The 26,111-nt window shown below is 64.8% G+C and carries 24 protein-coding genes; 9 read left to right on the top strand and 15 right to left on the bottom strand.

The features are described 5' to 3' along the window. Positions 1–1,007 precede the first annotated feature (1,007 nt). The 6 genes from JJC00_RS11015 to JJC00_RS10990 all read right to left on the bottom strand — a co-directional run bounded on the left by JJC00_RS11015 (position 1,008) and on the right by JJC00_RS10990 (position 5,600). Positions 1,008–1,748 carry a tetratricopeptide repeat protein gene (locus JJC00_RS11015; RefSeq protein ID WP_200472584.1) on the bottom strand — a complete coding sequence of 247 codons (741 nt, stop codon included), beginning with the start codon at positions 1,746–1,748 and terminating at the stop codon, positions 1,008–1,010. A gap of 269 nt (positions 1,749–2,017) precedes the next feature. After that, positions 2,018–2,788 carry a sulfite exporter TauE/SafE family protein gene (locus JJC00_RS11010; RefSeq protein ID WP_200472583.1) on the bottom strand — a complete coding sequence of 257 codons (771 nt, stop codon included), beginning with the start codon at positions 2,786–2,788 and terminating at the stop codon, positions 2,018–2,020. Continuing rightward, positions 2,785–4,041 (bottom strand): CCA tRNA nucleotidyltransferase, encoded by a 1,257-nt coding sequence (locus tag JJC00_RS11005; RefSeq protein ID WP_200472582.1) that lies wholly within the window; start codon positions 4,039–4,041, stop codon positions 2,785–2,787. The genes JJC00_RS11010 and JJC00_RS11005 overlap by 4 nt, the downstream gene beginning before the upstream one ends. Continuing rightward, a complete protein-coding gene (locus JJC00_RS11000; protein ID WP_200472581.1) occupies positions 4,031–4,315 on the bottom strand; it encodes a DUF6111 family protein in 285 nt (94 codons plus the stop codon). Before JJC00_RS11000 ends, JJC00_RS11005 begins: the two co-directional genes overlap by 11 nt. Further along, the gene (locus tag JJC00_RS10995; RefSeq protein ID WP_200472580.1) at positions 4,312–4,992 is read right to left on the bottom strand and encodes a CoA pyrophosphatase; all 681 of its coding nucleotides are present in this window, start codon (positions 4,990–4,992) and stop codon (positions 4,312–4,314) included. Before JJC00_RS10995 ends, JJC00_RS11000 begins: the two co-directional genes overlap by 4 nt. Next, complete coding sequence (locus JJC00_RS10990) at positions 4,989–5,600, bottom strand: DUF1285 domain-containing protein (protein WP_200472579.1); 612 nt, start codon at positions 5,598–5,600, stop codon at positions 4,989–4,991. The genes JJC00_RS10995 and JJC00_RS10990 overlap by 4 nt, the downstream gene beginning before the upstream one ends. 273 nt (positions 5,601–5,873) lie before the next feature. Between JJC00_RS10990 and JJC00_RS10985 the strand changes: the two genes are divergently transcribed. The 4 genes from JJC00_RS10985 (at position 5,874) to JJC00_RS10970 (ending at position 12,841) form a co-directional block, all read left to right on the top strand. Continuing rightward, positions 5,874–6,872: an AAA family ATPase gene (locus JJC00_RS10985; RefSeq protein ID WP_200472578.1), complete on the top strand. Its 999-nt coding sequence runs from the start codon at positions 5,874–5,876 to the stop codon at positions 6,870–6,872. After that, positions 6,872–7,816, top strand: a complete 945-nt coding sequence (locus tag JJC00_RS10980) for a DUF58 domain-containing protein (protein WP_200472577.1) — start codon at positions 6,872–6,874, stop codon at positions 7,814–7,816. The genes JJC00_RS10985 and JJC00_RS10980 overlap by 1 nt, the downstream gene beginning before the upstream one ends. Beyond that, a complete protein-coding gene (locus tag JJC00_RS10975) occupies positions 7,813–10,626 on the top strand; it encodes a DUF4159 domain-containing protein (protein WP_200472576.1) in 2,814 nt (937 codons plus the stop codon). Before JJC00_RS10980 ends, JJC00_RS10975 begins: the two co-directional genes overlap by 4 nt. A gap of 151 nt (positions 10,627–10,777) precedes the next feature. After that, positions 10,778–12,841, top strand: a complete 2,064-nt coding sequence (locus tag JJC00_RS10970; protein WP_200472575.1) for a hypothetical protein — start codon at positions 10,778–10,780, stop codon at positions 12,839–12,841. A gap of 72 nt (positions 12,842–12,913) precedes the next feature. Here JJC00_RS10970 and JJC00_RS10965 read toward each other — a convergent pair whose 3' ends face one another. From JJC00_RS10965 to JJC00_RS10955, 3 genes are read right to left on the bottom strand one after another with little or no spacing between them, the layout of a single operon-like run. Continuing rightward, positions 12,914–14,041 (bottom strand): nickel/cobalt transporter, encoded by a 1,128-nt coding sequence (locus JJC00_RS10965; protein WP_200472574.1) that lies wholly within the window; start codon positions 14,039–14,041, stop codon positions 12,914–12,916. Continuing rightward, a complete protein-coding gene (locus JJC00_RS10960; protein WP_246774174.1) occupies positions 14,038–14,763 on the bottom strand; it encodes a DUF1007 family protein in 726 nt (241 codons plus the stop codon). Before JJC00_RS10960 ends, JJC00_RS10965 begins: the two co-directional genes overlap by 4 nt. 60 nt (positions 14,764–14,823) lie before the next feature. Beyond that, on the bottom strand, positions 14,824–15,276 hold the full coding sequence (locus JJC00_RS10955) for a hypothetical protein (protein WP_200472573.1): 453 nt from the start codon (positions 15,274–15,276) through the stop codon (positions 14,824–14,826). 222 nt (positions 15,277–15,498) lie between these two features. Here JJC00_RS10955 and JJC00_RS10950 point away from each other — a divergent pair, with 222 nt between their 5' ends. The 4 genes from JJC00_RS10950 to JJC00_RS10935 all read left to right on the top strand — a co-directional run bounded on the left by JJC00_RS10950 (position 15,499) and on the right by JJC00_RS10935 (position 20,053). Continuing rightward, entirely contained in the window at positions 15,499–15,687 is a 189-nt protein-coding gene (locus JJC00_RS10950) for a hypothetical protein (RefSeq protein WP_200472572.1), read from the top strand. Positions 15,688–15,765: 78 nt separating this feature from the next. Further along, a complete protein-coding gene (locus JJC00_RS10945; protein WP_200472571.1) occupies positions 15,766–16,995 on the top strand; it encodes a GTP-binding protein in 1,230 nt (409 codons plus the stop codon). Between the two features lie 145 nt (positions 16,996–17,140). Next, entirely contained in the window at positions 17,141–17,545 is a 405-nt protein-coding gene (locus tag JJC00_RS10940; RefSeq protein ID WP_200474076.1) for a DUF2946 family protein, read from the top strand. A gap of 147 nt (positions 17,546–17,692) precedes the next feature. Beyond that, positions 17,693–20,053: a TonB-dependent receptor gene (locus JJC00_RS10935; protein ID WP_200472570.1), complete on the top strand. Its 2,361-nt coding sequence runs from the start codon at positions 17,693–17,695 to the stop codon at positions 20,051–20,053. Positions 20,054–20,128: 75 nt separating this feature from the next. Here the strand turns inward: JJC00_RS10935 and JJC00_RS10930 are convergent, their stop codons facing one another. The 6 genes from JJC00_RS10930 to JJC00_RS10905 form a co-directional block, all read right to left on the bottom strand. Beyond that, positions 20,129–20,512 carry a RidA family protein gene (locus JJC00_RS10930; RefSeq protein ID WP_200472569.1) on the bottom strand — a complete coding sequence of 128 codons (384 nt, stop codon included), beginning with the start codon at positions 20,510–20,512 and terminating at the stop codon, positions 20,129–20,131. Between the two features lie 23 nt (positions 20,513–20,535). Continuing rightward, positions 20,536–20,769, bottom strand: a complete 234-nt coding sequence (locus tag JJC00_RS10925) for an amidohydrolase family protein (RefSeq protein ID WP_246774173.1) — start codon at positions 20,767–20,769, stop codon at positions 20,536–20,538. Positions 20,770–20,804: 35 nt separating this feature from the next. Beyond that, entirely contained in the window at positions 20,805–22,154 is a 1,350-nt protein-coding gene (locus tag JJC00_RS10920) for an N-acyl-D-amino-acid deacylase family protein (protein ID WP_200472568.1), read from the bottom strand. A 10-nt stretch (positions 22,155–22,164) separates the two neighbouring features. Beyond that, a complete protein-coding gene (locus JJC00_RS10915; protein WP_200472567.1) occupies positions 22,165–23,484 on the bottom strand; it encodes an MFS transporter in 1,320 nt (439 codons plus the stop codon). Between the two features lie 162 nt (positions 23,485–23,646). After that, complete coding sequence (locus tag JJC00_RS10910) at positions 23,647–24,417, bottom strand: IclR family transcriptional regulator (RefSeq protein ID WP_200472566.1); 771 nt, start codon at positions 24,415–24,417, stop codon at positions 23,647–23,649. A 67-nt stretch (positions 24,418–24,484) separates the two neighbouring features. Further along, entirely contained in the window at positions 24,485–25,237 is a 753-nt protein-coding gene (locus JJC00_RS10905) for a haloacid dehalogenase type II (protein ID WP_200472565.1), read from the bottom strand. Positions 25,238–25,462: 225 nt separating this feature from the next. On the opposite strand from JJC00_RS10905, the gene JJC00_RS10900 reads away from it, so the two are divergent. Then, the gene (locus JJC00_RS10900) at positions 25,463–26,095 is read left to right on the top strand and encodes a hypothetical protein (protein ID WP_200472564.1); all 633 of its coding nucleotides are present in this window, start codon (positions 25,463–25,465) and stop codon (positions 26,093–26,095) included. Positions 26,096–26,111: the final 16 nt, after the last annotated feature.

Below are 26,111 nucleotides of genomic sequence, written 5' to 3'. Positions count from 1 at the left end.
GATCTGCGACGGAACGCAAACGAATGACTCGTGCCCCGCGCTGAAGCGCAGCCGCGAGCCGAGTGCACGGTCACGGCAATACACTCGACGCCGGCTTCTCTGCGAACAACGGCGCACCAGCGGACGTCACTGGAGGTCACAGAAGAGGCAGAAGCGACATTGCAACGGCGCGATCGGGCGGCGTTCTGTCGGCCACCATGTCGATGGCGCGGATGCTCCTACGTCCTCCGAATTGCCGGTATCAGAATGTTGTGATACAATCTCTAGCTGTCGGGACGGCTGTTCCGTCCCGCATTTGGGGAGGTACGTTATGCGATCGTCACTAGGCTTCGCCGTGCCGTCAGTCGTCGCCACCTTGTCAGCTGTCTTGCTGTGTAGCACCACGGCAATGTCGCAACCCACGCCAAACTCCACCCTTCCCGCCGTCTCGGTCGAAGCGCCGAAGGCAAGACCGACAGTTGTGCCGAGGCAGGGGCCAACGACCGTGACATCTCATCACCGGGCAACCGGCTCATCATCAGCTCAAAATCCGCAGTTCGCCCCGGGTTCAGCATTGTGGAGGCTTGCCAAGCTGGAGAGAGAAGCCCGCAGCTGCAACGGTGGTTGCGAAACAAGTTTCAGGGTCGGCAACGCTCCCTGGGTTGGATGTAGCCTTGCTGGCCAGGGAGGGGTTGATGGTAGCATGTTCTCGCCAACATGCACAGACACGCTCAGCTACAACACTTACGCGCAGTGCGTAGAGACCAAGGCCTTCCTTGGCGCGCAACCCAGAGAATCTCGGTGGCTTTGCAGCAGCCTGCTGGCCGGGGGCAAGCTGCCCGGCGAAAAGCGCGTCGCCGAGCAATTGGGCCGCCGCTAGTTCACGTCGCCCGGCGGCTGCATCAGAGACATTGGTTAGCATGGCTCGAACGTTTCGAGCCATGCGGAATGCTTATTTCGGATCAGGAGCGCAGGTTCGGACAAGGTGCCGACAGCGTGCGCGTCGGCCAACCCCAGCCATCAAGCCGTCAGCGCCGCCCCGTCATCGCGCTCAATTCTGTCTTGACGCGCGCCACGGACTTTGGGCCATCCGGGTCGGACGGAACGAATTGCGCGTACGCTTCGAAGTCGGACAATGCATCTTGGAGACTGCGCTTCTTCTCCAGCGCCACGCCGCGGTTGTAATAGGATTTGGCAGATTTCGGATTGAGCCGGATCGCCTCGTCATAGTCTGCGATGGCGCTGTCGAGATCGCCCTTGGCCAGGAAAGCGTCGCCGCGGTTGTCATAGGCCTCGACATATTTCGGATCGAGGCGGAGTGCGGAATCGTAATCGCCGATGGCGCGATCGCGATCGCCCTTGACCGTCCAGGCGTTGCCGCGGTTGTTGTAGGCTTCGACGTAGTTCGGATCGAGCCGGATAGCCTCATTGTAATCGCCCATGGCGCGATCGGCCGCCCCCTTCTCCGACCAGATGACGCCGCGGTTGTTGTAGGCCTTGGCGTAGCCCGGATCGAGCCGAATGGCCTCGCTGTAATCGGCGGCGGCGCGGTCAAGGTCGCCCTTGGCTCGCCAGGCGTTGCCGCGGTTGAAATAGGCCGCGACGCGCTTGGGATCGGCCTGGATCGCCTCGCTATAGTCGGCGATGGCGCTGTCGAGGTCGCGTCTGTTCTTATATTCGATGCCGCGGTCCAGGTAGATTGTCGCAAGCTCCCCGCCCCTGAGCTCGCCCGACGCAATGGCACGGGAGCACCGCCGCGATGGCAGCATCGCCCGATTGCCTTGCGCAGCTGTCCACGTCGTCCGCCGCAGCCACCGTCGGCAACCCGGCGAGAGCCACCACGGTCAGCCATGGAAACAGCCGGTATGCCGACGAGCGCATCTGCATCGCATGTGGTCCGCGATTAAATGGTGAAGCCGGGATAGCGGCCTCGCTATTCCGCTGGGCGCTGAGCCCGCTCCCTTAGTCGGGGGCGCAACGCGAACGGTTCATCGGCGAGGGGCTGCTCGCGGCACCAACGCCAATGGAGGAACGTCACCTACCCGATCAACTGCCTCGCTGCCGCCGAGATCATCACCAGCCCGCCGGTGATCACGGCGACGTCGAGAATGGCGGTGTGGATATGAACCGGAATCCGCTCGACGAAAGCTTTTGCCAGGAACGCGCCGGGGATGGCGATGCCGCCGATCAGGAGCGCGAAGGCGAGCACTTGCGTGGTGACCGCGCCGGCGAGGCCGAACACCGAGATCTTGATCAGGCCGGTGCCGAGCGAGATCATCGCGTCGGTTGCGATCACGGCGGCGCCTTCGAGGCCTGCGGCCATCAGCAGCGAGAGCAGGATCACTCCCGAGCCTGACGTGCCGCCGACCAGGACGCCGTAGCCGACCGATCCCGCGGCGAGCCCGGTGTCGCCGATCTTGACCTCGCGGCTCCGCAGCACGCGGCGCAGCGGCACGCTCAGGATCAGCATGGTGCCGATCACCAGCGCCGCGCCCGCATTGGTGAGGCGCGTGTAGCCATAGGCGCCGTGCGCGGTCGTCAGTGCCGCGCAGGCCAGCACGATCAGCGCGCGGCGACGGTCGGCATAACGGAGATAGGCAACGGCACGGCTGGAATTGGTGAAGAGCGCGGAGATCGCGATGATCGGCACCACCGGCTCGGCGCCGACCAGCGGCACCAGCACCAGCGGCATCAGCGCGCCGGTGCCGTAACCGGCGAGACCACCGATGATCGAAGCAAACAACGCCATCAACGCGACCAGCAGGAGCTGAAAAATCGAGATGTCGGCGAAGCCTGAAACGATGGTCAATTTTTCTGTTCGCGGGCGACGCGTGCTGCGGCTTGATCGGCGATGGAAGCGAGTGCGGCTTCCTCTAGTGGAAAATCCGCCGCGAGCCAAGCGTCCTCGGCGAGCGTCAACACATGTCCGAGCGCAGGTCCTTCAGCCATGCCGCGCGCGATGAAATCGGCGGCCAGAAGCGGGAATTTCGGCGCGGTCCAGCGTTGCGGCAGCTCGGCGAGCTCGCGCCAGCGCGATGAGGTCACGTCGCCGCCGGCGCGCGCCCAGGCCAGCAACACGCGATCGTGATAGCGCTCGGCACCAAGTCGGTACAGCAGGCGCCGCGCATTGGCTTCGTCCTTGGTGGCGAAGCGCCACCAGCGATGCCCCATCGAGTCCAGCGCCTTGGCTTCGGCGTTGGAAAGCCTCAAGCGGGTCGCGACACGCTTGGCGTCTTCGGTCACGGCGACCGTCAGCGCCGCGAGGCGGCGCGTCGCGTTCGCCGGCAAGCCCATCTCGCGCTCGATCGCGATAATCGCCGTCAGCGGTCCGGTATAGACGACGCCGCCGATCAGCGCCTGCAGCAAGCCGGCATCGGCCATCGCAACCGCCGCGCTGGACGCGCCGCCCGCCACCAGCAATTTCAGCATCTCCATGCGCACGCGCTCGGCCGAGAGCGCGGCGAGGCCCGCGCGGCCGCGGATGCAGGCGAGAGTGCCGTCGCGATCCGGCTCGCCGGCGCCGAAGGCGGCATGGATGCGGTAGAAGCGCAGGATGCGCAAATAATCCTCGCCGATGCGCTGGTCGGGATTGCCGATGAAGCGCACGCGCCGTGCCCTGGCATCCGCGATGCCGCCGACATAGTCGTAGACCATGCCGTTCGCATCGACCGACAGGCCGTTCATGGTGAAGTCGCGCCGCTCGGCGTCCTTCACCCAGTCGCGGCCGAAGGCAACCCTGGCCTTGCGGCCGAAGGTCTCGGTGTCCTCGCGCAATGTCGTGACTTCGTAAGGCGTGCCGTCGATGACGAGCGTGACGGTGCCGTGGTCGATACCGGTCGGCACGCTCTTGATGCTCGCGGCTTTCGCGCGTCGCACCACCTCCTCCGGCAGCGCCGTGGTCGCGATATCCGTGTCGCCCGGCGGCAGGCCGAGCAGCGCGTTGCGGACGGTGCCGCCGACCACGCGCGCCTCCTCGCCATTGGCGTTGAGCAGTTGCAGGACGCGCGCCGTCCCGCCGGCGGTCAGCCAGGGCGCACCAGCGAGTATTGGCTCAGCGCTCATCATCCGGCCCCTGTTTTTCAGTGCCTGGCACGAGCTTGCCGTTCACGACATGGGCGGGAACGTAGGTCGAGTTCGGCGCGGCGCCGGAGAAATGCGCGAGCCCAATCAGGCCCGCGATGACAAGCACCAGCGCCACCAGGATCAGGCGCGCGACGACGGTGATCGGCCAGGACGATTGCACGAACAGGCCGGTCCGCGTGGCGGCCAGGAACAGCGCATAGACGGCAAAGGGGATGAGGAAGATTCCGATCTCGGTCAGAACCGGCCGGATCATGACGAATAGATCCGCTCATACAGAACACGCAGCATTCCGGCCGTCGCACCCCAGATGTAGCGCTCTGCAAACGGCATCGCATAGTAAAACCGCTCCATGCCGCGGAATTCCTTGCTGTGCACCTGGTGGTTGGCCGGATTCATCAGGAAGGATAGCGGCACTTCGAATGCGTCATCAACCTCGGAATGATTGATGGTGAGCTGAAAGCCCGGCCGCACCCGGGCCACCGTCGGCAGGATGCGGAAGCCGAACGCGGTGCCGTAGAGATCGAGATAGCCGATCGGCTCGACGAAATCTCTGGACAACCCGACCTCCTCCTCGGCCTCGCGCAGCGCGGCGTCGAGCGGCGAGGAATCGGTCGCGTCGATCTTGCCGCCGGGAAAGGCGATCTGGCCGGCGTGATCGTTGAGATTGGCCGAACGCAGCGTCAGCAGGATGGTCGGCTCGGGATGATCGACCACCGCGATCAGGACGGCAGCGGGGCGCACCGGCTGCTCGCGCGCGACGATCTCGAGCATCTTGTCGGTGCCGGGATCGCCGGAAGCCGGAATGATGTTAGGATCGAACAGGCCGGGCGGAACGTCGAAGCCGAGCTTCGCCCTGGAGCGGGCGAAGAAATCCGCCGCGCGGAAAGCGACGGGCTCGCTCTTCTCGCTTTTGGAGATAGGCTTGTTCAAAGCGCGGCCCTCACCTGCTCCGCGTCGGCCATGGCGAAGAATTCGCCGGCCGACTCGACGCCGAACATCGGCTGGCCATCGACCATCCGCTCCTCGCCCATGTCAACCAGATCGTAATAGAGCGCGCGGGTGACCTTGGCCCAGAGGTCGGCGCGGACATGCAGATACGGCGTCAACCCGCCGTCCCTGGCCTGCTCGAAGCGCAGCCGGTGCGCGGCGTCGCAGGTGACCCAGTCGTCGACATTGGTGCGGAAGCTCAGCACGCGATGGTTGTCCTCGCCGCTCTTTTGCATCTCGACCGCCATGAACGGCGCGTCGTCGACACGGATGCCGACCTTCTCCACCGGCGTGACGAGGAAATGCTTGTCGCCTTCGCGCTTCAGCACCGTCGAGAACAGACGGACCAAAGCGGGCCGGCCGATTGGCGTGCCCATGTAGAACCAAGTACCATCGGAGGCGATTCGGATATCGAGATCGCCGCAAAACGGCGGATTCCACAGATGCACCGGAGGCAGGCCCTTTTTGGCGCCTTCGGCAGTGGCAGCACTTTTGGCGGCGGCAGTCAGCCCCTCAAGACCGCGATCGGCGCTCTGCCCTTGGTTCGCCATGGTTTGCCCTGACTCTGTCATTTGGCACGATTGGTGCAAGTCTGATCAGTACGTCTACGTTGTACGTATCTGTACGGTTCCACCCGGTAAAGTGCGGTGTGGAGGTCGCCACTTCGTGATGCCGTACATAACCCGAAGCCGATAAGGTGGGGATAGGTTAATTCAACGAATACATGGTCTTCCTGCAAGTCTAGCATAGGGCCCATGTTGCAAAGTTGATGCGATCATTTGACGACGCAGAAAAGCCGCGTGGCAGGCTTAAGGAGCTAACGGATGGCGGAAAGTGTCGAGAAGCTCGAAGACGGCGTCGTCCGTTCGGCCGAGCAGGTGTCGAGCCAGGTGCGCGCCGCGAAGGACGCGATCGCATCGGTGATCTTCGGCCAGGATCGCGTGATCGAGAACACGCTGGTCACGATCCTCTCCGGCGGTCACGCGCTCCTGATAGGCGTGCCCGGCCTTGCCAAGACCAAGCTGGTCGAGACGCTCGGCGTCACGCTCGGTCTCGATGCCAAGCGCATCCAGTTCACGCCCGACCTGATGCCGTCGGACATTCTCGGTGCCGAAGTGCTCGACGAGAGCACCGCCGGCAAACGCTCGTTCCGCTTCATCTCCGGCCCCGTCTTCGCCCAGTTGCTGATGGCCGACGAGATCAACCGCGCCAGCCCGCGCACGCAATCGGCGCTGCTGCAGGCGATGCAGGAGCAGCACATCACCGTCGCCGGCGCGCGCCATGATCTGCCAAAACCGTTCCACGTGCTCGCGACGCAGAACCCGCTGGAGCAGGAAGGTACCTATCCGCTGCCCGAAGCGCAGCTCGACCGTTTCCTGATGGAGATCGACGTCGATTATCCCGATCGCGATGCCGAACGCCGCATCCTGTTCGAGACCACCTGCGCCGAGGAGACGCTGGCGAAGGCATCATTGACGGCGGACGCGCTGATCACCGCGCAACGGCTGGTGCGCCGCCTGCCGGTCGGCGATTCCGTGGTTGAGGCCATCCTGTCGCTGGTGCGCTCGGCTCGTCCGGGCGAGGAGAGCGGCGAGGCCGGCAAGTTCATCGCCTGGGGCCCCGGCCCGCGCGCCAGCCAATCGCTGATGCTCGCCGTGCGTGCCCGTGCGCTGATCGACGGACGTCTCGCGCCCTCGATCGACGATGTGCTCGACCTCGCCGAGCCGATATTGAAGCACCGCATGGCCTTGACGTTCCAGGCACGTGCCGAAGGCCGCACGATTCCGGACGTGATCAAACAATTGAAGACACGGATCGGTTGATGGCCGCAGAGACCGGGCACACAGCGAAGGAGGCAATAGCGATCCGACGTGCCGATGGCGAAAGCCGAACGCTCGCCGCTTCGCTGCCGCGCCTGGTGCTCGAGGCCCGCCGCATTGCCGCCAACGTCATCCACGGCCTGCATGGCCGCCGCCGCGCCGGCTCCGGCGAAAATTTCTGGCAATACCGCCGCTTCGTCTCGGGCGAGCCGTCGCAGAACGTCGACTGGCGCCGCTCGGCGCGCGACGACCATCTCTATGTCCGCGAGCTCGAATGGGAAGCCTCGCACACGGTCTGGATCTGGCCTGATCGTTCGCCGTCGATGGCGTTCGCCTCGAAGACCGCGCGCGACTCCAAGCTTGAACGCACGCTGATTGTCGCCTTCGCATTGGCGGAGCTGCTGGTCGCGGGCGGCGAGCGCGTCGGCATTCCCGGGCTGATGGCGCCGACCACAAGCCGCAGCGTCATCGACAAGATGGCGCAGGCGATGCTGCATGACGATGCCGACCGGCTGAGCCTGCCGCCGTCCTTCGTCCCTGCGGCGCTGGCCGAAACCATCGTGCTGTCGGATTTCTGGTCGCCGATCGCCGAGATCAGGACCACGCTCGCGGGCCTGTCCGGCTCGGGCGCGCATGGCACGCTGGTGCAGATCGTCGACCCCGCCGAGGAATCGTTTCCCTATTCGGGCCGCGTCGAGTTCGTCGAGCCGGAAGGCTTTGGCGTGATCACCGCCGGCCGCGCCGAGAGCTGGGCGGAGGATTACACGGCGCGGCTTGCGCTGCACCGCGACCAGATCCGCGCCGAAACCAACAAGCTCGACTGGCTGTTCACGACGCATGCGACCGACCGTTCGGCGGCCGAGCTGTTGCTGTTCCTGCATGCCGGCATGCAGGTGAGCAAGTCGGGCGGGCGCACTACGACGATCAAGGCGGGGCCGGCCGCATGATGGGATTGCCGCTCGCCTTCACCGAACCGCTGCTCCTGATCGGCCTCGTCAGCCTGCCGGTGCTGTGGTGGCTGTTGCGCGTGATGCCGCCGCGGCCGCGCCGCATCGAATTTCCGCCGACACGCCTGCTGTTCGACATCGCCCCGCGCGAAGAGACGCCGTCGCGGACGCCATGGTGGCTGACCGCGCTGCGGCTGCTCGCGGCGGCCCTGGTGATCTTCGCCGCCGCCGGCCCGATCTGGAATCCGCAGACGGGCTTGGCCGCCAGCAAGTTGCCGCTGATGATCATGCTCGACGACGGCTGGAGCGCCGCATCGAACTGGGAAACGCGGATCCGGGCCGCCGACGAGCTGATCGCCAATGCCGACAACGACCGTCGCGCCATCGCGCTGGTGCCGCTGTCCGAGCCGAATCGCGACATCACGCTCATGCCGGCGGGCGCGGCACGCGTTGCGCTGCGGCAGATCGTGCCGAAACCCTATTCGATCGAGCGCGTTGAAACCCTTACCGCGATCGATCGTTTCCTGAAAGCGACTGGCGACTGCGAGATCGCCTGGCTGTCTGACGGCGTCGACACCGGCCGTGGCGAAGAGTTCGTACAAGGGCTCGGCAAGACCATCGGAGATCGCAGCTTGACGGTGTTCGAAGGCGGCACCTCCTCCCCGCTGGCGCTGGTCGCGGCGGAGAACGCGGCTGCGAGGATGACGGTGAAGGTGCTGCGAACCGACAGCGGCATCGCCGCCGGCACCGTGCGGGCGCTGGACCACAAGGCCTCGCCGATCGGCGAGGCGCGCTTCACCTTCGGCCCGCAGGACAAGGAGACCGAGGCGGCGTTCGACCTGCCGGTCGAGCTGCGCAACGACATCTCGCGGCTCGAGATTTCCGGCGAGCGTTCGGCCGGCGCGGTGCAGCTGCTCGACAAGCGCTGGCGGCGGCGCGCCATCGGCATCGTCTCGGGCGCGAGCAGCGAAACTGCGCAGCCGCTGCTGGCGCCGACCTTCTACCTCACGCGCGCGCTGGCGCCGTTCGCCGACGTGCGGCTGGCCGACAAGGGCTCGCCGCAGCAAGGCATCACCCAGTTCCTCGACCAGAAGCTGCCCATGATCATTTTGGCCGACGTCGGCACGGTCGCGCCTGAATTGCGCGAGCGTCTCAACGCCTGGATCGACCAGGGCGGCGTGCTGGTGCGGTTCGCAGGTCCCCGGCTGGCGCAGGCCGAAGACGATCTCGTCCCGGTCAAGCTGCGCAAGGGCGGGCGCACGCTCGGCGGCAGCCTGACCTGGGAGAAGCCGCAGCATCTCGCCGCGTTCGCCGCCGACGGTCCGTTTTCCGGCGTCGTCGTCCCCAAGGACGTCACCGTGAGCCGGCAGGTGCTGGCCGAGCCCGATGCGGTGCTCGCCACCAAGAGCTGGGCCTCGCTCGAAGACGGCACGCCGCTCGTGACCGGCGAGCATCGCGGCAAGGGCCTCGTCAGCCTGTTCCATGTCAGCGCCGACATGCGCTGGTCGGATCTGCCGATGTCCGGCACCTTCGTCGAAATGCTCAGGCGTGTCGTCGACATGTCCGGCTACACCGCCAAGCCCGGCCCCGGCGTTGCCACTGAGGCCAGCACCGAGACGCTGGCGCCGCTGCGCATGCTCGACGGCTTCGGCGCCTTCGGGCCGCCGCCCGCCACCGCAAAGCCGCTGACGGCTGATTATCGCGACCGCGCCACGCCGGACCATCCGCCCGGCTTCTACGGTCCGGCAGAAGGACCGCTCGCCGTGAACACGCTCGCCGCCGCCGACCGCATCGCAGCCCTCAACACCGCAAGCCTGCGCGCCCGGCACGCGACCTACACGAACGCCGAGCCGCGCGACCTGCGTGGCTGGCTGCTGTCGACCTCGCTGGCGCTGTTCCTGGTGGACGCGATCATCGTGGCGCTGCTCGGCGGCGGCCTCGCCGCGCTGCTGCGCCGCCGCGCCGCGCCTGCCATGATCCTGCTTGGGGTCATGCTCGCAGGCATCGCGGTATTTTCGCCGACGCCGTCGCGCGCCGACAGCATGTCGGACGAGTTCGCGATGAAGTCGACGTCGCAGACCCGCCTCGCCTACGTCGTCACCGGCAATGCCGACGTCGATTCCATCGTCAAGGCCGGCCTGTCCGGCCTGACGCTGTTCCTGGCGCAGCGCACCGCGCTCGAGGCCGGCGATCCCGTCGGCGTCGATCCCGCGCGTGACGAGCTCGCCTTCTTCCCGCTGATCTACTGGCCGATCGTGCCGGGCGCGCCAAAACCGCCGCAGGACGCCATCAACAAGATCGACGCCTATATGAAGCAGGGCGGCACCGTGATCTTCGACACCCGCGACGCGGTCGAAGCGCCGCCCGGCGACAACGGCGCATCGCAGACGCAGGGCATGCAGGCCCTGCGCGAGATCCTGTCCTCGCTCGACGTGCCCGAACTCGAGCCGGTGCCGCGCGAGCACGTGCTGACCAAGACCTTCTATCTGCTGCGCGACTTCCCCGGCCGCTTCAACTCGGGCCAGGCCTGGGTCGAAGCGCTGCCGCGTGAGGACGACGACGAGAGCGCACAGCGCCCCGCCCGCGGCGGCGATGGCGTCTCGCCGATCATCATCACTTCCAATGACCTCGCCGGCGCCTGGGCACTCCGTCCCGACGGCCAACCGATGCTGCCGCTCACGCCCGGCGAGCCGCGCCAGCGCGAATTCGCCTACCGCGCCGGCGTCAATATCGTGATGTACACGCTGACCGGCAACTACAAGGCCGACCAGGTGCACGCGCCGGCTTTGATCGAACGGCTGGGGCAGTAGAGATGCGCGTGACGAGCTTGAGCTACACGCCCCGTCATTCCGGGATGGTCCGAAGGACCAGATCCGGAATCTCGAGATTCTCAGGCGCGCAGTTGCGCACCGGCGTTCGATGCTTCGCATCGCCCCGGAATGACGCTGATAGGTCTGTCTGATGAATTACGGCATCGCGTTCACGCCGCTGGTTCCCGCGATCGTCCTGTGGATCGCGCTCGCTGCGATCGTTGTCATCGCAATCGTGCTGCTGCTTGCGCGGGCGCGCGGCGGAGCCGTGCGCGTCGCCGCGCTGGCGCTGTTCTTGCTGGCGCTCGCCAATCCCTCCTTCACGCGCGAGGACCGCGATCCCCTCACCTCGGTCGCCGCCGTCGTGGTCGACAAGAGCCCGAGCCAGAATTTCGGCAAGCGCAACCAGGAAGCCGCGAAGGCGCAGGAGGCGCTGGTCGACAGCCTGAAGAAGATCAAGGGACTCGAGGTGCGCGTCGTCGATGCCGGACAGGCCGACGGCGAGACCGACGGCACCAAGCTGTTCGGCGCACTGGCCTCGGCGCTGTCGGACGTTCCGGTCGACCGCGTCGCCGGCGCGTTCCTGATCACCGACGGCCGCGTTCACGACATCCCGGCCAACGCCGCCGCGCTTGGGTTCCAGGCGCCGGTGCAGGCGCTGATCACCGGACAGAAGGACGAGCGCGACCGCCGCGTCGCGATCACGGCGGCGCCGCGCTTTGGCATCGTCGGCCAGAACCAGACCATCACCTACAAGCTCGACGACCAGGGCGTCGCCGGCGAGCGCGCCAAGGTCACGATCCGCCGCGACGGCGAGGTCATCAACGAGCGCACGCTCTCAAGCGGCCAGAGCGCCAGCGTCGACGTCGAGATCAAGCATGCCGGTCCGAACATCGTCGAGATCGAGGCCTCGCCGCTCGAGCGCGAGCTGACGCCGGTGAATAATCGCGCCGTGGTCGCCATCGACGGCGTGCGTGACAAGCTGCGTGTGCTGCTGGTGTCCGGCGAGCCGCATTCCGGCGAACGCACCTGGCGCAACCTGTTGAAGTCCGACGCCAGCGTCGACCTCGTGCATTTCACCATTCTGCGTCCGCCGGAGAAGCAGGACGGCACGCCGATCAACGAATTGTCGCTGATCGCGTTTCCGACGCGTGAGCTGTTCCAGCAGCACATCAACGAATTCCAGCTGATCATCTTCGACCGCTACGCGCGCCAGGGCGTGCTGCCGATCGCCTATTTCGACAACATCGCGCGCTATGTGCGTTCGGGCGGCGCCGTGCTGGTCTCGGCCGGCCCCGACTATGCCTCGACCACCAGCATCTGGCGCACGCCGCTCGACACCGTGCTGCCGGCCGAGCCGGTCGGCGTCACCGAGAAGCCGTTCTATGCGCATCTCTCCGACATCGGCAAACGCCATCCCGTCACGCGCGGGCTGGAGGGCGCGGCGTTCGAACCGCCGCACTGGAGCCGCTTCTTCCGCACCGTCGAGACCCGCAATTCGGTCAACCCGCCGGTGATGACCGGCGCGGACGGCAAGCCGCTGCTGTTCCTGTCGCGCTTCGGCGAGGGCCGCGTCGCGCTGCTGCTGTCCGATCACATCTGGCTGTGGGCGCGCGGCTATGAGGGCGGCGGTCCGCATCTCGATCTGCTCCGGCGGATGTCGCACTGGCTGATGAAGCAGCCGGACCTCGACGAAGAGGCACTGCGCCTGCAAGTGCAGGGCAAGGATCTCGTGGTAGTGCGCCAGACCATGGCGGACAGCGTGCAGCCGGTGAGCGTGACCTCGCCCTCCGGCGTCTCGCATGATCTGACGCTCAGCCCCGGCGATCCCGGCGAATGGCGTGCCAGCCTGCCGGCGAACGAGCTCGGCCTGTGGCAGGCGACCGACGGCACGCTGAAGGCGCTGATCAATGTCGGCCCGACCAATCCGAAGGAGTTTTCGGAGGTCACCTCCACCACCGAAACCCTGAAGCCGCTGACCCAGGCGACCGGTGGCAGCGCCGTGCGGATCGCGGATGGCGGAAGCGTCGAGCTGCCGCGCATCCTCCCGGTGCGCTCGACCAGCGTCTTTGCCGGCGACGGCTGGATGGGCGTACGGATGCGCGACGCCAGCGTCGTCAAGGGCGTCGGCGTGCTGCCGATCTTCGCAGGCCTGATCGGCCTGTTGCTGCTGCTCGGTGCCTTCGCCGCGACCTGGCTGCGCGAAGGGCGCTGATCTCGCTCCTTGTTAAGGTCCCGACGTGCTGCGGAGGCAAACCCGCCATCGCAGCGGGTCGGCCGGCGACGTCTATCCGGCAAACGTCCAGAGGCGCTCGCTCTCCAGATAGCCGGCCAACAATAGTCCTCCGAACGCGACGATGAGCGCCGCGGCGCCAATCTCAATCGCTCGCATGACAAGCATGCCCGTTCCGGCGCGTGACCCGGCAATGCGGCCCGCCACGCGGCGCGCGCCAACCGCGAGGGTTGCGATCGCGGCCACGGTGATCGCCGTTCCCAATCCCATGATCAGCGTTGCACCCACGCCGGTCCAGAACAGGTCCTGCGCCAGCGCGAAGATCAGCACGATGATTGCGCCGGAGCAGGGGCGCATTCCAACCGCAACCACCGCAGCGATCCCTCGCCGCCACCCGCCGACGCCGGCGAGAGCGGCTGGCTCGGGCCCATGGGCATGGCCCCAAGCCGAAGCATGATGGTCGTGATCGCCTTCACATTGGAAGCCGTGAGCGATACATCCGTCGAGTTGACACTGCGCTGCGCGCATGGCCATCGCACCCGGCCGTTTGCTGGACAATTGAAGGGTCGGGGCCCGGACGGCCGTGGCCGCGGGAACCGACACAAAAGCGAGGTCGGCCGCCGGGCGCCAGGTCAGCTTGCGGCTGGCGATCAGAAAGGCGCGGCCTTTGACATAGAGAAGCCGCAGGCCAATCAGGACAACGAGACTATAACTGACGATCTCGACCAGATGGACGGTCAGACCGATCGCCTTGGCCGTTGCGCCAAGCAGGACGGCAGCGATGGCCACGACGATGATGGCAACGACAGCTTGAACACCCGCGGACGCAAACGAGAGGACGACGCCGCGGCGCCAAGTCTCCTCATTGGCGACGAGGTAGGAGGAGATAACGGCCTTGCCATGTCCGGGACCTACCGCATGGAAAATGCCGTAGACGAAGGAAATGCCGAACAACTCCCACATCGCGGCCCCATCCTCGCGGGATGCTCGGATGAAGCCCGACAGCGAGCGGTAGAAGACGGCCTGCTCGGCAAAGATCCAGCCTGTAAGTCCAGACGAGGATATGGCTGTTGCAGGATGCGACGCACCGAACGGTGCGGCCCATGCCGACGCCACACCGGTCGCGCAGGTCACAAGGATCACGGTCCAGGCAGCCCATGAGAATTTGGGGGATTTTGTCACGGGCACTTCACCTGGATTTTGTTGGCGAAGATTTCTCCATAGGTGCTGGAGGAATCGAGCGGCACGGCATCGAGTTGGCTGAGCCGAGCCTGCTCGGCCGGCGTCGGCTGGTGCGGAAGATCGTAGGTCACGGCGCATTGCGGCGCGCCGCTCAGGGAAACCGGCTTATCCTTGGCGAATTCGAAGTCCACGAAGATGGTGGGGTCGTAGACCTCGATCTGCATGGCGTTGGCAGCGGCCGCCGCTCTCAGAGGCAAGGTGAAGTGCAGGGTTAGCGCGGCGTTCTTGTATTCGAGCCAATACTCGACAGGGTCGCCGAACTTCAGCTTCTTGCCGTCGGCGCGCGCGTAGGTGAAATAAGCGTACTCCTTCAGGGAATCCATGTTGGTCTGAGCCAGCGAGGTCAGCTCCTCGCGCGTGTACTGTCCTTTTTTGGCGTGGGAGATGCCCTGAAGCGCATAGGCCGAAAACATGTCGTCGAACGTCCAGGCATGGCGGACGCCTGTCATCTTGCCGTCGGCCGCGTAGAGCACTTCGCTATGGAACGTCACCCAGACGTGGGGATGCGCCTCCGCACGGTGCACAAGCGACCAAAGCAGAATGACTGCGCAGCAGTAAGACATCAGTTTCATGATGATGTGTTCGCCGAATCGAGAGATTGAGCACCCGCAGCAGCGGGGACGGTGGCCTGAAGCCCTCTTGTCCTGCGCGGGCTGGCGCATGCATGCGCGCGCATGCTACGCAGGGAATATCCCGGCAGGCACGGAGAGCGTCGTCGATAGTCAAGGGGCCGGCGGCGCGCGCGACAGGAATGCCGCACGGCGCTGTTGAAATATTCGATCGGAAACCGGGTTCAACGCACGATCAATTTCCGCGAACTGCAACGAATGCGGATGCGCCGGCGCAGCCGGCAGCGAAGAGTTCGAGAGCAGGAAGCTCGAGAAGCAGATTTGGCAGCGGTCCTCGTCATCGGCCAGCCGCGACGGGAGCTTCTCAAGGGCTTGCAGGGCCGAGCGGTCGTACCCGATGCTTGCGATATCGGCGCGGTCGAACCCTGAAGAAGCGAGACTGTGCTTGTGGACGTGCGCGAAGGACAGCGCGAACTGCAGCATCAACGCCATCAGCGCGAGATACGCTCCGCATCGATGTGCGAAGTGCCTTGCCGGCACGGTGTTCGCTCCTGCCAAGAGAGCTGTCCCCTTCTGAGGGTTCTGCAGCTTGAGAACCAGCAGCATCACACTTAGCCATCTTGCGCGGCGATCATTGCGCAATGGACGCGGAGAATGTGGCGACCGAGGGGCTGCCAGCGGCCCCCGACAAACCTGCAATCGTCCGCGCAGTCGCCCCCCATTCGACGATTGGACGCAGATGCCCGACGCGATGCATTGCGGCTTGACGACCTCGGCCATGGCGGTGTAGCTAAATGTAATGTTATAACATTACATATCGGAGCGTTCATGTCCAAGCCTCTCATCGCGAAAGTCCTCAGCCTGCCCGTCAGTCGCGAGCCGACACTTTGCAAGGCTTTGACCGCGGACGTCGTCATTCTCGGAGTTGATTTCAGGTCCAGGCGTCAGGAGCGGATTTACGACGCCGACAAGATCTGGTCCGGGGAGCACACGATCCTGGACTACACCGAGATCTAAGGCCGCTTGCGCTGCGGAATTCGATGCGAAGCGCCCGCAAGCCTGTCCTCGACTGTCCACGTTTGATCCGGAGTGTTCATGAGCAAGCCCCAAATCGCGGGAGATCGTCGTCTCGCCGTCACCGTCCTGTCCGGATTCCTTGGCGCGGGCAAGACCACGCTGCTCAATCACATCCTCAACAACCGGGACGGAATGAAGGTCGCAGTCATCGTCAACGACATGAGCGAGGTGAACATCGACGCCGAACTGGTGAAGCATGACGGCGGACTCTCACGGACCGACGAGAAGCTGGTCGAGATGTCGAACGGCTGCATCTGCTGCACGCTTCGCGATGATCTTTTGAAAGAAGTGCGGCGCCTCGCCGATGATGGACGCTTCGACTACCTCGTCATCGAGTCGACCGGCGTCGGCGAACCGCTGCCCGTTGCGACCACCTTCGACTTCCGGGACGAAGATGGCCTTTCGCTTGCGGACGTCGCGCGGCTCGACACCATGGTCACGGTCGTCGACGCTGTGAACCTGCTGAAAGACTATTCCAGCCAAGACTTTCTGCGCGATCGCGGCGAGGTTGCCAGCGAGGCGGACGAACGCGCCCTCGTCGACCTTCTCGTCGAGCAGATCGAATTTGCCGATGTCGTCGTGCTGAACAAGTCCGGGTCCGCCTCGCTTGAACAACGAGAGCTGGCGCGCAAGATTATCGCCTCGCTCAACGCGGAGGCTCGTATCATCGACGCCGATTATGGGCGCATCCCGCTCGACGCCATCCTCAACACGGGCCTGTTCGATTTCGAGCGTGCGCAAACCCATCCGCTCTGGTTCAAGGAACTGAACGGTTTCAAGGACCATGTGCCGGAGACCGAGGAATACGGCATCCGTTCTTTTGTCTATCGCGCCCGTCGTCCGTTCGCGCCAATGGCCTTCAACGCTTTCGTCAGCAAGTCATGGCCGGGCGTCGTTCGCGCCAAGGGATTCTTCTGGCTGGCGACCCGCCCCAATTTTGTCGGCGAGCTCGCCCAGGCCGGCGCGATGGTCCGGACCTCCAAGCGCGGCCTGTGGTGGGCCGCTGTGCCGCGCGAGCGCTGGCCTGACAGCCCTGAATGGCACGACAGCATGAAACCCTATCTCGATCGCTTGTGGGGCGACCGGCGTCAGGAAATCGTGTTCATCGGCCTCGCCGATCAGATGGACGAAATGGGCATCCGCGCAGAACTCGACGCCGCACTGACCGGCATGATCGATGCTTTCACGCCAGAAGCCTGGCGTCATCTCCCCGATCCATTTCCCAGTTGGGACAGGCAAGTGGCCTGATGCGCGACATCCGAAGTTGCAGGAATATCACATCGCTTTGTCGAACGAGTTTGGCGGCTCGGCCAAGGTTGACATCGGCCAAGTCGCCCTGCGACTGTCATTTGGTTGGCAGAGGAATTCTGACGGCGGCGGGGTGCATTTTCATATGATGTGGGTTCGGTCGAACATTCAGCACGGTGCCCGGCTCGCGCTGTTCGCGCTGCTGGTGCAGCTTGTGCTGACGTTCGGCCACAGTCACGGGTTCGCCCAGGCTGTCCCCCTCGTTCACTCGTCGCAACAGCAAGCTGACAGTCACAAACGCAGTACGGCGATCGATCACGTGTCGGTCGACAAGCAGTCTCCGGCCGGTCCCAACCGGGAGCACCCGGCGGAGGACAATTGCGCAATCTGTGCCATGGTCGCGATGGCCGGGACCGTGGTGTTCGCGACGCCGCCGCTACTCGAACTCCCGCGGGCCGTCCAACTCCTCTATCTCACCACCGATGCCGAATTCAACCATCTGAAGTCGGAAGGCCTGGCGTTCCAGCCCCGCGCTCCTCCCGCGTCCTGACTTCCAATATTTTTCGCGCTCGCGCCGGTGCCGCGTAATACGCGGACGAAACCAGCACAGCAATGGAAGTCGAATTCCGTCGTGTTTCGACGGCAGGGACGCCCTTGATCGACAATCGGATCGGCGCCTGGGTGGGGAATCGAGACAATGATATTCTGTTCAAGACGCGCGCAGCATTTGGGCGGAGCGAGTTTGCTCATGCTGTGTGCCGGCGCGACGCCGGCGATCTCACAAGACGCGGCGCCAGCCGAGCTCCCATCCGTAACGGTAACGGCGCCGAGTCCGATCGTGCGGCGACACGCAGTACCGTCGCGTACTGCTGCCCCACGCGTCGCACGCAGGGCCCCTGCCCGCACTCAGCCGCAGCCGGCGACGCCAGCTGCCGCAACCGTTGCCGCAGCGCCGCAGCAGGGCGTGCTGCCGATCGTGACCGACCAGTTCGCAACCGTCACCGTGGTCCCGAATGAGGAGATCCGCAGGGAGGGTGGCGGCCAGCTTGGCGATCTCCTGTTCTCCAAACCCGGCATCACCGGTTCGAGCTTTGCGCCCGGCGCTTCCAGCCGGCCGATCATCCGGGGTCTCGACGTCAACCGCGTCGGTATCCTCGAGAACGGCACCAATGCCGGCGGCGCATCCGATCTCGGCGAGGATCATTTCGTCCCGATCGATACGCTCGCGACCAACCAGGTCGAAGTGATCCGCGGACCCGCTGCGCTTCGCTATGGATCACAGTCGATCGGCGGTGTCGTCGCCGCCACAAATAACCGCATCCCGGATGCGGTCCCGTCGTGCGGCGCCTCGCCGTTCCAGACCTACGGCTTGCCTACCAAGGCTCCGCTGGCGACAGCGCAAACGTCGCCCTGCGTCACGGCGGAGACGCGCACCGCATTCGACTCGGTCAACCGCGGCGTCGAGGGCGGTATCCTGCTCGACGGCGGCGGCAACAACTTCGCCGTCCACGCCGATGCCTACGGCCGCAACACGTCCGACTATTACATCCCGAGCTATCCTTATCTGTTCGACAACACGCGACCGGTCGGCAGTCATCAGCCGAACTCGGCGGCCCGGTCGGACGGCGCCTCGATCGGCGGCTCGTACTTTTTCACCGGTGGCTTCATCGGCGCGGCGATCACGCAGAACGACGCGCTCTACCACATTCCCGGCATCGACGGCGCCGATCACCAAACCCGTATCGATGCGCATCAGACCAAGATCACCATGAAGGGCGAATACCGGCCTGACGCGGCGGCAATCGATGCGGTCCGTTTCTGGGCCGGTGCGACCAATTACCGCCACAACGAAATCGGGCTCGCCGACCCGGCCGATCTGACCACCTTGGGCGTACGGCAGACCTTCACGAACAGGGAGGAGGAGATCCGGGTCGAAACGCAGCTGATGCCGTTCAATGTACGCTTTGCGGAGGTGACGACTGCGTTCGGCTTTCAGGTCGGCCATCAGGAACTGACCGCGCCGAGCCCGGACGATCCGGGCACTCTCTTCAACGGGCTCTGGGACCCCAACCGCAACATGCGCGAAGCGGGTTATGTCTTCAACGAGCTCAAATTCACCGATACGACCAAGGCTCAGATTGCCGGCCGCATCGAGCATGTTGATCTGAGCGGATCGACGCCCGATTTCCCGGCCGATTTCCTGCCGAACGGCGATCCTCAGACCAGCATTGCGCGCAACCTGCATTTTACGCCGAAGAGCGGCAGTGTCGGCTTGATCCAGATCCTGCCATACGACCTCGTCGGCAGCCTCACGGCGCAATATGTCGAGCGCGCGCCCAAGCCCGCCGAGTTGTTTTCGCGCGGCGGACATGACGCCACGGCGACGTTCGACATCGGCAATCCCAACCTGACGATCGAGACCGCCAAAACGGTCGAGGTCGGCTTGCGCAAGGCGACGGGACCATTGCGATTTGAAGCGACCGCCTACTACACGCGCTTTGACAATTTCATTTTCCGCCGCCTCACCGGCGTGATGTGCGACGGCGACTTTGCCTCGTGTGGAGCGCCCGACGCGGGGCTCAATCAGGCGGTTTATTCGCAGCGAAACGCCATCTTCCGCGGCGGCGAATTCCAGAGCCAGGTCGATGTCGGGCCGCTCTACGGCGGCATCTGGGGCTTTGAGGACCAGTTCGACTTCGTTCGTGCCACCTTCACCGATGGCACCAACGTTCCCCGGATTCCGCCGGCACGCATCGGTGCGGGCCTGTTCTGGCGCGACTCCAACTGGCTGACGCGCATTAACCTGCTGCACGCCTTCCCGCAGAGCAATGTCGCGGAGATCGCCGAGACGCCGACGGCCGGCTATAATCTTCTGAAGGCGGAGGTCAGCTACAAGACCAAGCTCGGCCCCAACTGGATCGGCGCGAAGGAAATGTATGCGGGTCTGGTCGGCAACAATCTTCTCAACGAGAAGATTCGCAATTCGGTCTCCTACAACAAGGACGAGGTCTTGATGCCCGGCATCGGCGTGCGGGCGTTTGCGAACTTCAAGTTCTAGGCTTGCTCCGGTCGGGGCCCTAGCGGCCCCGACGTCTGGTCCTCTCCGCCAGTACCGCTTTGCGAGCGCCGCCAATCATTTGCGATAGGCGACGCAATCGATTTCGACCTTGCAATCCACCACCATGCTCGACACCACGCAGGCCCGCGCCGGTGGATTCGCGCCGAAATATTCGGCGAAGACCTTGTTGAAGCTTTGAAAGTCTCTGGGATCGTCGAGCCAGACGCCGCAACGCACGACATCCTTGGGCTCAAAGCCGGCCTCGGCCAGAATGGCGAGCAGGTTGCGGATTGCCTTGTGCGATTGGGGAATGATGCCGCCCTCGATCACCTCGCCGTTCTCCATCGGCGTCTGCCCCGAGACGTAAAGCCAGCCGTCGGCCTCGACCGCGCGGGCAAAAGGAAGGTGCTGGCCGCCGGTGCCGGTGCCGCCGGCCGCGCCGTATCGTTTCAGCGTCATTGGTCTCGTCCTGTGTGTGGTGATTATGTCAGGGCCCGGCCCGGCCGCGCGAAAGTGCTGCGTCCATCTGCGACCACGGCCTCGCCTGCGACGAATACCGAACGGATGCCTGCGGGCATTTCCGTCGGCGTCTCGAACGTCGCCTTGTCCATGATGGTCTCGTCGAACAGCGTGAGATCCGCGATCATACCCGGCCGCAGGATGCCGCGGTCGGACAGGCCGAAACGCTGGGCGGGCATCGCCGTCATTCGCCGCACGGCATCTTCCAACGTCAGCCAGCCCTGCTCGCGCGTCAGGCGCTGGCGACGCGCGGGAAACTGCCATAGGCGCGTGGATGCGGCTTGGTGCCCGGGCGCGGAATGCCGTCGGAGCCGACCATGTGCAGGCGATGGGTGAAGGCCGCGCGCAAATCGGCCTCATCGAGCTGGAACATGATGATGCCGGTCTGGCCCTGGTCCTCCTCGATGCACCGAACCATGAGATCGAACGGCGTGATGCCGAGCTCGCGCGCGGCGTCGACCATCGACTTGCCCTCAAGCGGCTTCAGCGCGAGATTGCCGGTGCCGGAGATGCGCACATTGTGCCAGCCGATCAACACGATCTTGGACTGCGCCGCATGCGGATCGGAATCGCCCTCCTCCACCAGCACGCGCAGCGCTTCGCGCTCGGCCGGATCGCGCAGCCGCGCCCGCAGCGCGTCGACGCCGCCTTCGAGCGCGGCCGGCGGCAGCAGTTGGAGCATGTAGGAGCTGCCGACAGGATAGGGATACATGTCGAACGAGATATCGATCCCCTCGGCGCGCGCGGCCTCGAGCCGGTCGAGCGCCCTTGGGATCGCCCCCCAGTTCGGCTTTCCCGCCGATTGCAGATGCGACAGCAGCCCGGCCGCCTTGGAGGCGCGCAGGATCGCGATGAACTCGTCGATGGATTGCAGCAGGCCCGCCTCGTAGCTGCGGATATGGGCGGTGAGCAGCTTGCCGTGAGCCCGCACCGTCTCCGCCAGCGCGCACAGTTCGTTGGTGTCGGCATAGGCACTCGGCGGATAGACGAGGCCGAGCGACAGGCCGGCAGCGCCTTGGGCGAGTTGCTGCGCGAGCAGCGCCTGCATCGCCGTGATCTCCTGCGCCGTCGCCGCGCGGCGGTCGTAACCGAGCACGGCGAGCCGGATCGCGGCATGGCCGACCAGCGAGACCAGGTTGAGCGCCACGCCCGGCCCTTCCAGGGCCAGCCGGTAGCCGTCGAAACTGTCGAAGACTTCGTTCGCCCGGGTTTCGCCGGCGAGACCCGAGAAGTGCAGGCGCAGCATCTCGGCGGACCCCGCGGTCGCCGGATAGAGCGAGAAGCAGCAATTGCCGACCACGAGCGTGGTCACGCCCTGCAGCGCCTTCTCGGGCCTGTCAGGTTCGCGCAGGCAGATCAGGTCGTCATGGCAATGGGCGTCGATGAAGCCCGGCGCGAGATAGCATCCGCGCGCGTCGATGATGTCGGCCTCCTCCGCCGGCAGCGAGGCCCCGATAGCCGCGATGCGGCTGCCGCTGATGCGCAAATCGGCCTCGAACCACGGCGCGCCGGTGCCGTCGATCAACCGGGCATTGCGGATGAGCGTGTCCTTGGCGCTGCTCTGGCTTGTACCTTGGGGCATGCCCCTCTCCTCAGTGAGCCGGCACGGCGTCCGGCGGCGGCGCCTCGGCGAAATCGGGAATTGATTCGATGCGCCCCAGCACCACGACATAGAAGAAGATGCCGATCAGCAGCACGACACCGGCGATCATGAAGGCACCGGCAAACGATTGCGTCCAGTCGACGACAATACCAGTCACGATCGGTGCGAGCACGCCCATCATGTTGTTGGTGAAATTGAGAATGCCGCCGACCGTTCCCGCCCCGCCCTTCGGCGCGATCAGCGATACGATCGAGGATCCGACCGGCGCCGCGGCGGACAATCCCGAGATCGCGATCGACAACCACAGCAGCGCCCAGCCCGGCTTCACGGTGAAGGCAGCGCCGATGACGGCAAGCCCCATCAGCATGCCGACGATGATCACCGACTGGCGCACCCGCGTGCTGTCGTAACCGCGCGTGATCAAATGGTCGACCAGGAACCCGCCGATCAGGAGGTCGGACAACGTGGCGAAAATCCACGGAATCGTCGAATAGCCCGCAGCCGACATCAGATTCATATGCATGGTCTGCGCGAGATAGCCCGGCAACCAGGTGAGGAAGAGATAGAAGGTGTAGCCATAGGCGGAGAATCCGATGGTCAGGCCCCAGACCTTGCGGTTGCGCAAGAGGTAGCCGAGCATGCGGCTCTGCCCCGCCGTGGCAGGACCTTCCGGCGTGCCGCCGCCGGCGATGATGTAGTCATGCTCCGCCTTGGAGAGCTTCGGGTCCTCGCTCGGATTCCGATAGATGGCGTAATAGGCGACGAAATACAGGAAGCTCAGCAGCGCGGTGATGCCAAAACCCCAGCGCCAGCCGTAGAGAAAGATCACATAGGCGACCAGCGGCACGCCGATCACGTTGGAGAATTTGGCGGCGGAATCGAAGATCGCGGTCGAGCGCGCGCGCTCGTCGAGCGGAAACCAATGGCCGGTCGCCTTCTGGCTTGCCGGAAACGCCGGCGCTTCCGCGACGCCGAGCAGCAGGCGCGCGGTGGCGATGCCCCAAAGCCCGCTGGCGAGCGCGGTGATGGTGGCGGCGACCGCCCACAGGAAGCTGCTGGCGCGACCGACGGCCGTGACGCCGTAGCGGTCGAGCACCATGCCGCCGGGGACCTGCAGCAGCGAATAGGTCCAGAAGAACGCGCTGCCGAGCAGCCCGATGTCGGTGGCGGTGAGGCCAAGCTCCCTGGTGAGTTCGGGCGTCGCGGCGGAGAGCCCGACGCGATCGATGTAGTTGATGAGAATTCCGACGCCGAGGAGGCAGCCGATCAGCCAGCGTCGCCCGGGTACCTGTTGGCTTGCATTCGCCATTTTGAATCCTCCATGTCCCTTATAACGGACAATATTATCTTATAGCGTCAGTTAGATATTACAGCGCCCTGATGTCAAGCCCGGACATTCCGGACCGCGTCGCCTGCGCGCGCGGCAAGGACCGCGCACAACGATGCGCGTTCGGCGACCTGTCGGCGCGGTTCAGTTGCGATCGGAGAGTTCGGTTGCGGTTGCGACGAGATCGTCGAGCAGCGCGGTCCTGCGCTCCTTGAGCGAGTCCGCGGGAACGACGAAACATAGCGTCGCGACCGCGACCCCCTTCTTGTCGCGGATGGGCGCGGCAAGACACGACGTAAACCGATCGGACAGCGCCGTCGTCACGCATTTGCCGTCACGTCTCGCGCGTGCGACGTCCTTGATGAAATCGTCGATATCGAGGACGCGGCCGTCCGGAAGGCGAAAATCCTCTTTCGGAACGAACGCGCGAATTTCCGTTGGGCTCATGTGATCCAGCAGCAAGCGGCCAGACGCGGTCCACGGCAGCGGCACCTCGATGCCGACATCCGTGGTGATCCGGAACAGGCCCGACCCGTCCCGTGTATCGACCACCACATATTTGCGGCCACGCAACGCGCAGAGTTGCGCGGTGGCGCTGTGCTGGGTCGCCAGCCGGTCGAGGGCTTCGCGGCACCGGCGATGCAGGGGATTGGCCTCCGCATAGGCCCGCCCGTAAAGATGCACCGCCTTGCCGAAATAGACCTGACCGCCTTCGCCGACGCTCTCCAGCAGATCCGCCTCGATCAGGCGGTTGGCGATGGCATAGACGGTCGATCGCGGCGCGCCCATTTGCTTGGCGAGATCACTGAGCCTGGAGGGCTCGCGCAAATGCAGCAGCGCTTCCAGGAGATCGATGGTCCGATCAATCCCGTTCTGGCGTTCCGCGGGCGAGGTGCCCTTTTTGGATGCGGCCAAACTTCACATATCCTTCGTCAGCTTTGCCTTCCGGTTTTGGCATAAACCGCGCTGACGGTATAGCGTGTCAGCCCGAAAGAAAATGCACCAGATCCATCATGCCCTGCCCCTCACCGTCTGGAACAGCCTCCAGCTGCTCGCGCGGCTGCTTCTGCCTGTTGACCCAGAAGGTGGGATAGCCGAACAGCTTTGCGCCGGAGGCGTCCCAGCCGGCGAACGCGGCAAAGAGAATCTCCTCGCGCTTCAAGCCGAAGGCGTCGACGCCCATGTGATAGGCGCGCGGGTCAGGCTTGTAGGCACGAACCGCATCCGTGCTCAGCTGAAACTCGAAAGTGCCCTCAAGCACCGTCCCGCCGATATTGCCGTCGAACATGGCGGGCGAGAAATTGCTTAACAATGCCAGCCGTAAACCGCTCTCCCTCAACATGGACAACGCGGGCAATACGTCGGGCCAGATCGGCATTTTGAGATAGCTCTCGACAAGCGCAGTTCTCTTGATCCCAGTCAGCTCAATAGCGAGCGACTTGCACGCGAACACCAGCGCATCGTCGATCACACCGAGAAAGTCGCGATAATGTCCCGTCATGGTACGGAGCCATGTGTACTCGAACTGCCTGGTTCGCCAGACGTTGGACAGCTCGGTACCGCGCCCGGGAAACAGGTTCTCGGCAAGAGCGAAGATCGGGCGCAGGTCGAAAATCGGAAAGCCGTCGAACGCGACCGCCCGGATCGGCGCGCCTGCTCCCCGGGAAGAGCTTGCAATCCCGGATGCGACCGTCAGCGACGTGATCGCGAGAAGTTGGCGGCGACTGAAGGGCATCTGTGCGTCCTCATGCGACGGATGATATGGGCTGCGATTTGCCCGGCTTCGGCCGGACAAATCGCGCTAACTACGATCCTCCATCGCCTTGGAATATTCCCGTTTGGGCCGGCTTGAATTCGTGCGCCGCAAGCGCGTGGGCGTCAGAACCCTGCCAAAGGGGGACATCTCTTCGCTGGTTCATTATAGTACGTTCGGGCCTTCCCATTCGTGAGGAGCAGTGAATTGGGCACCACATCATGGAGCAAGGTACGTGCGGGCCTATGGGCCGCTTCGATGTCAGCGTTCTCACTGCTCGGCCTTTGCCAGCCGACCATGGCGCAAGAGAGCGTCTATCGCTGGCGCGTCTTGACGACTGACGGACACTCGTTCCTGAATCAGGCGGACTCCGAAGCGACGGACACCGTTGGTCGCTTCGGGCTATCGTGCACCGTCGGATCGGGGAACGTCGAAGTCACGGTGAGAATGAAGGACGAGCAGCGCGCCCAATTTGCGGAGATCCTGAAAGGCGGACGCTATCCCGATGTCGTACTTTCAGGTGACAGCGCAGGCAGATCGGTGATCGACGCGTTGAAAATGACGGACGATCCCGGCTGGTTGTACACTTTCAGCGTTTCCGCCGACACCAAGTGGCTGGCTGATTTCGAGGTGACTGGAGCACTGCGCTTCGTTGTCGGCAAGACCATCAGAGACGGTGACAGCCTCAAGGTCGGCCTCGACGCCATCAGCGACTTTCGAAGCCAATGCACGAAGAAGCCCCAGTCGCCGCCGCCTGCTCCGCAATCGTCCCTGCCGTGGACCCGGCCAGACCCCAACGCGTTTCCGCCAGTGACGGCGCCGCCTGCCGCATCGCGCTAATGTGCGGTGAGCTTGG

Origin of the sequence: Bradyrhizobium diazoefficiens (genome assembly GCF_016616885.1) — a bacterium.
Taxonomy (GTDB): domain Bacteria; phylum Pseudomonadota; class Alphaproteobacteria; order Rhizobiales; family Xanthobacteraceae; genus Bradyrhizobium; species Bradyrhizobium diazoefficiens_F.
The sequence above is the reverse complement of the archived record's forward strand: the minus strand, read 5'-3'. Positions and strand labels throughout refer to the sequence as shown.

Coding starts and splice junctions, on each gene's coding strand:
- JJC00_RS10950 (WP_200472572.1), top strand. CDS start 15,499: ATGTCCAAGCCTCTCATCGCGAAAGTCCTCAGCCTGCCCGTCAGTCGC.
- JJC00_RS10935 (WP_200472570.1), top strand. CDS start 17,693: ATGATATTCTGTTCAAGACGCGCGCAGCATTTGGGCGGAGCGAGTTTG.
- JJC00_RS10915 (WP_200472567.1), bottom strand. CDS start 23,484: ATGGCGAATGCAAGCCAACAGGTACCCGGGCGACGCTGGCTGATCGGC.
- JJC00_RS10945 (WP_200472571.1), top strand. CDS start 15,766: ATGAGCAAGCCCCAAATCGCGGGAGATCGTCGTCTCGCCGTCACCGTC.
- JJC00_RS10955 (WP_200472573.1), bottom strand. CDS start 15,276: ATGCTGCTGGTTCTCAAGCTGCAGAACCCTCAGAAGGGGACAGCTCTC.
- JJC00_RS10940 (WP_200474076.1), top strand. CDS start 17,141: ATGATGTGGGTTCGGTCGAACATTCAGCACGGTGCCCGGCTCGCGCTG.
- JJC00_RS10905 (WP_200472565.1), bottom strand. CDS start 25,237: ATGCCCTTCAGTCGCCGCCAACTTCTCGCGATCACGTCGCTGACGGTC.
- JJC00_RS10960 (WP_246774174.1), bottom strand. CDS start 14,763: ATGCGCCAGCCCGCGCAGGACAAGAGGGCTTCAGGCCACCGTCCCCGC.
- JJC00_RS10980 (WP_200472577.1), top strand. CDS start 6,872: ATGGCCGCAGAGACCGGGCACACAGCGAAGGAGGCAATAGCGATCCGA.
- JJC00_RS10970 (WP_200472575.1), top strand. CDS start 10,778: ATGAATTACGGCATCGCGTTCACGCCGCTGGTTCCCGCGATCGTCCTG.
- JJC00_RS10990 (WP_200472579.1), bottom strand. CDS start 5,600: ATGGCGAACCAAGGGCAGAGCGCCGATCGCGGTCTTGAGGGGCTGACT.
- JJC00_RS10985 (WP_200472578.1), top strand. CDS start 5,874: ATGGCGGAAAGTGTCGAGAAGCTCGAAGACGGCGTCGTCCGTTCGGCC.
- JJC00_RS10975 (WP_200472576.1), top strand. CDS start 7,813: ATGATGGGATTGCCGCTCGCCTTCACCGAACCGCTGCTCCTGATCGGC.
- JJC00_RS11015 (WP_200472584.1), bottom strand. CDS start 1,748: ATGCTGCCATCGCGGCGGTGCTCCCGTGCCATTGCGTCGGGCGAGCTC.
- JJC00_RS10920 (WP_200472568.1), bottom strand. CDS start 22,154: ATGCCCCAAGGTACAAGCCAGAGCAGCGCCAAGGACACGCTCATCCGC.
- JJC00_RS11000 (WP_200472581.1), bottom strand. CDS start 4,315: ATGATCCGGCCGGTTCTGACCGAGATCGGAATCTTCCTCATCCCCTTT.
- JJC00_RS11005 (WP_200472582.1), bottom strand. CDS start 4,041: ATGAGCGCTGAGCCAATACTCGCTGGTGCGCCCTGGCTGACCGCCGGC.
- JJC00_RS10930 (WP_200472569.1), bottom strand. CDS start 20,512: ATGACGCTGAAACGATACGGCGCGGCCGGCGGCACCGGCACCGGCGGC.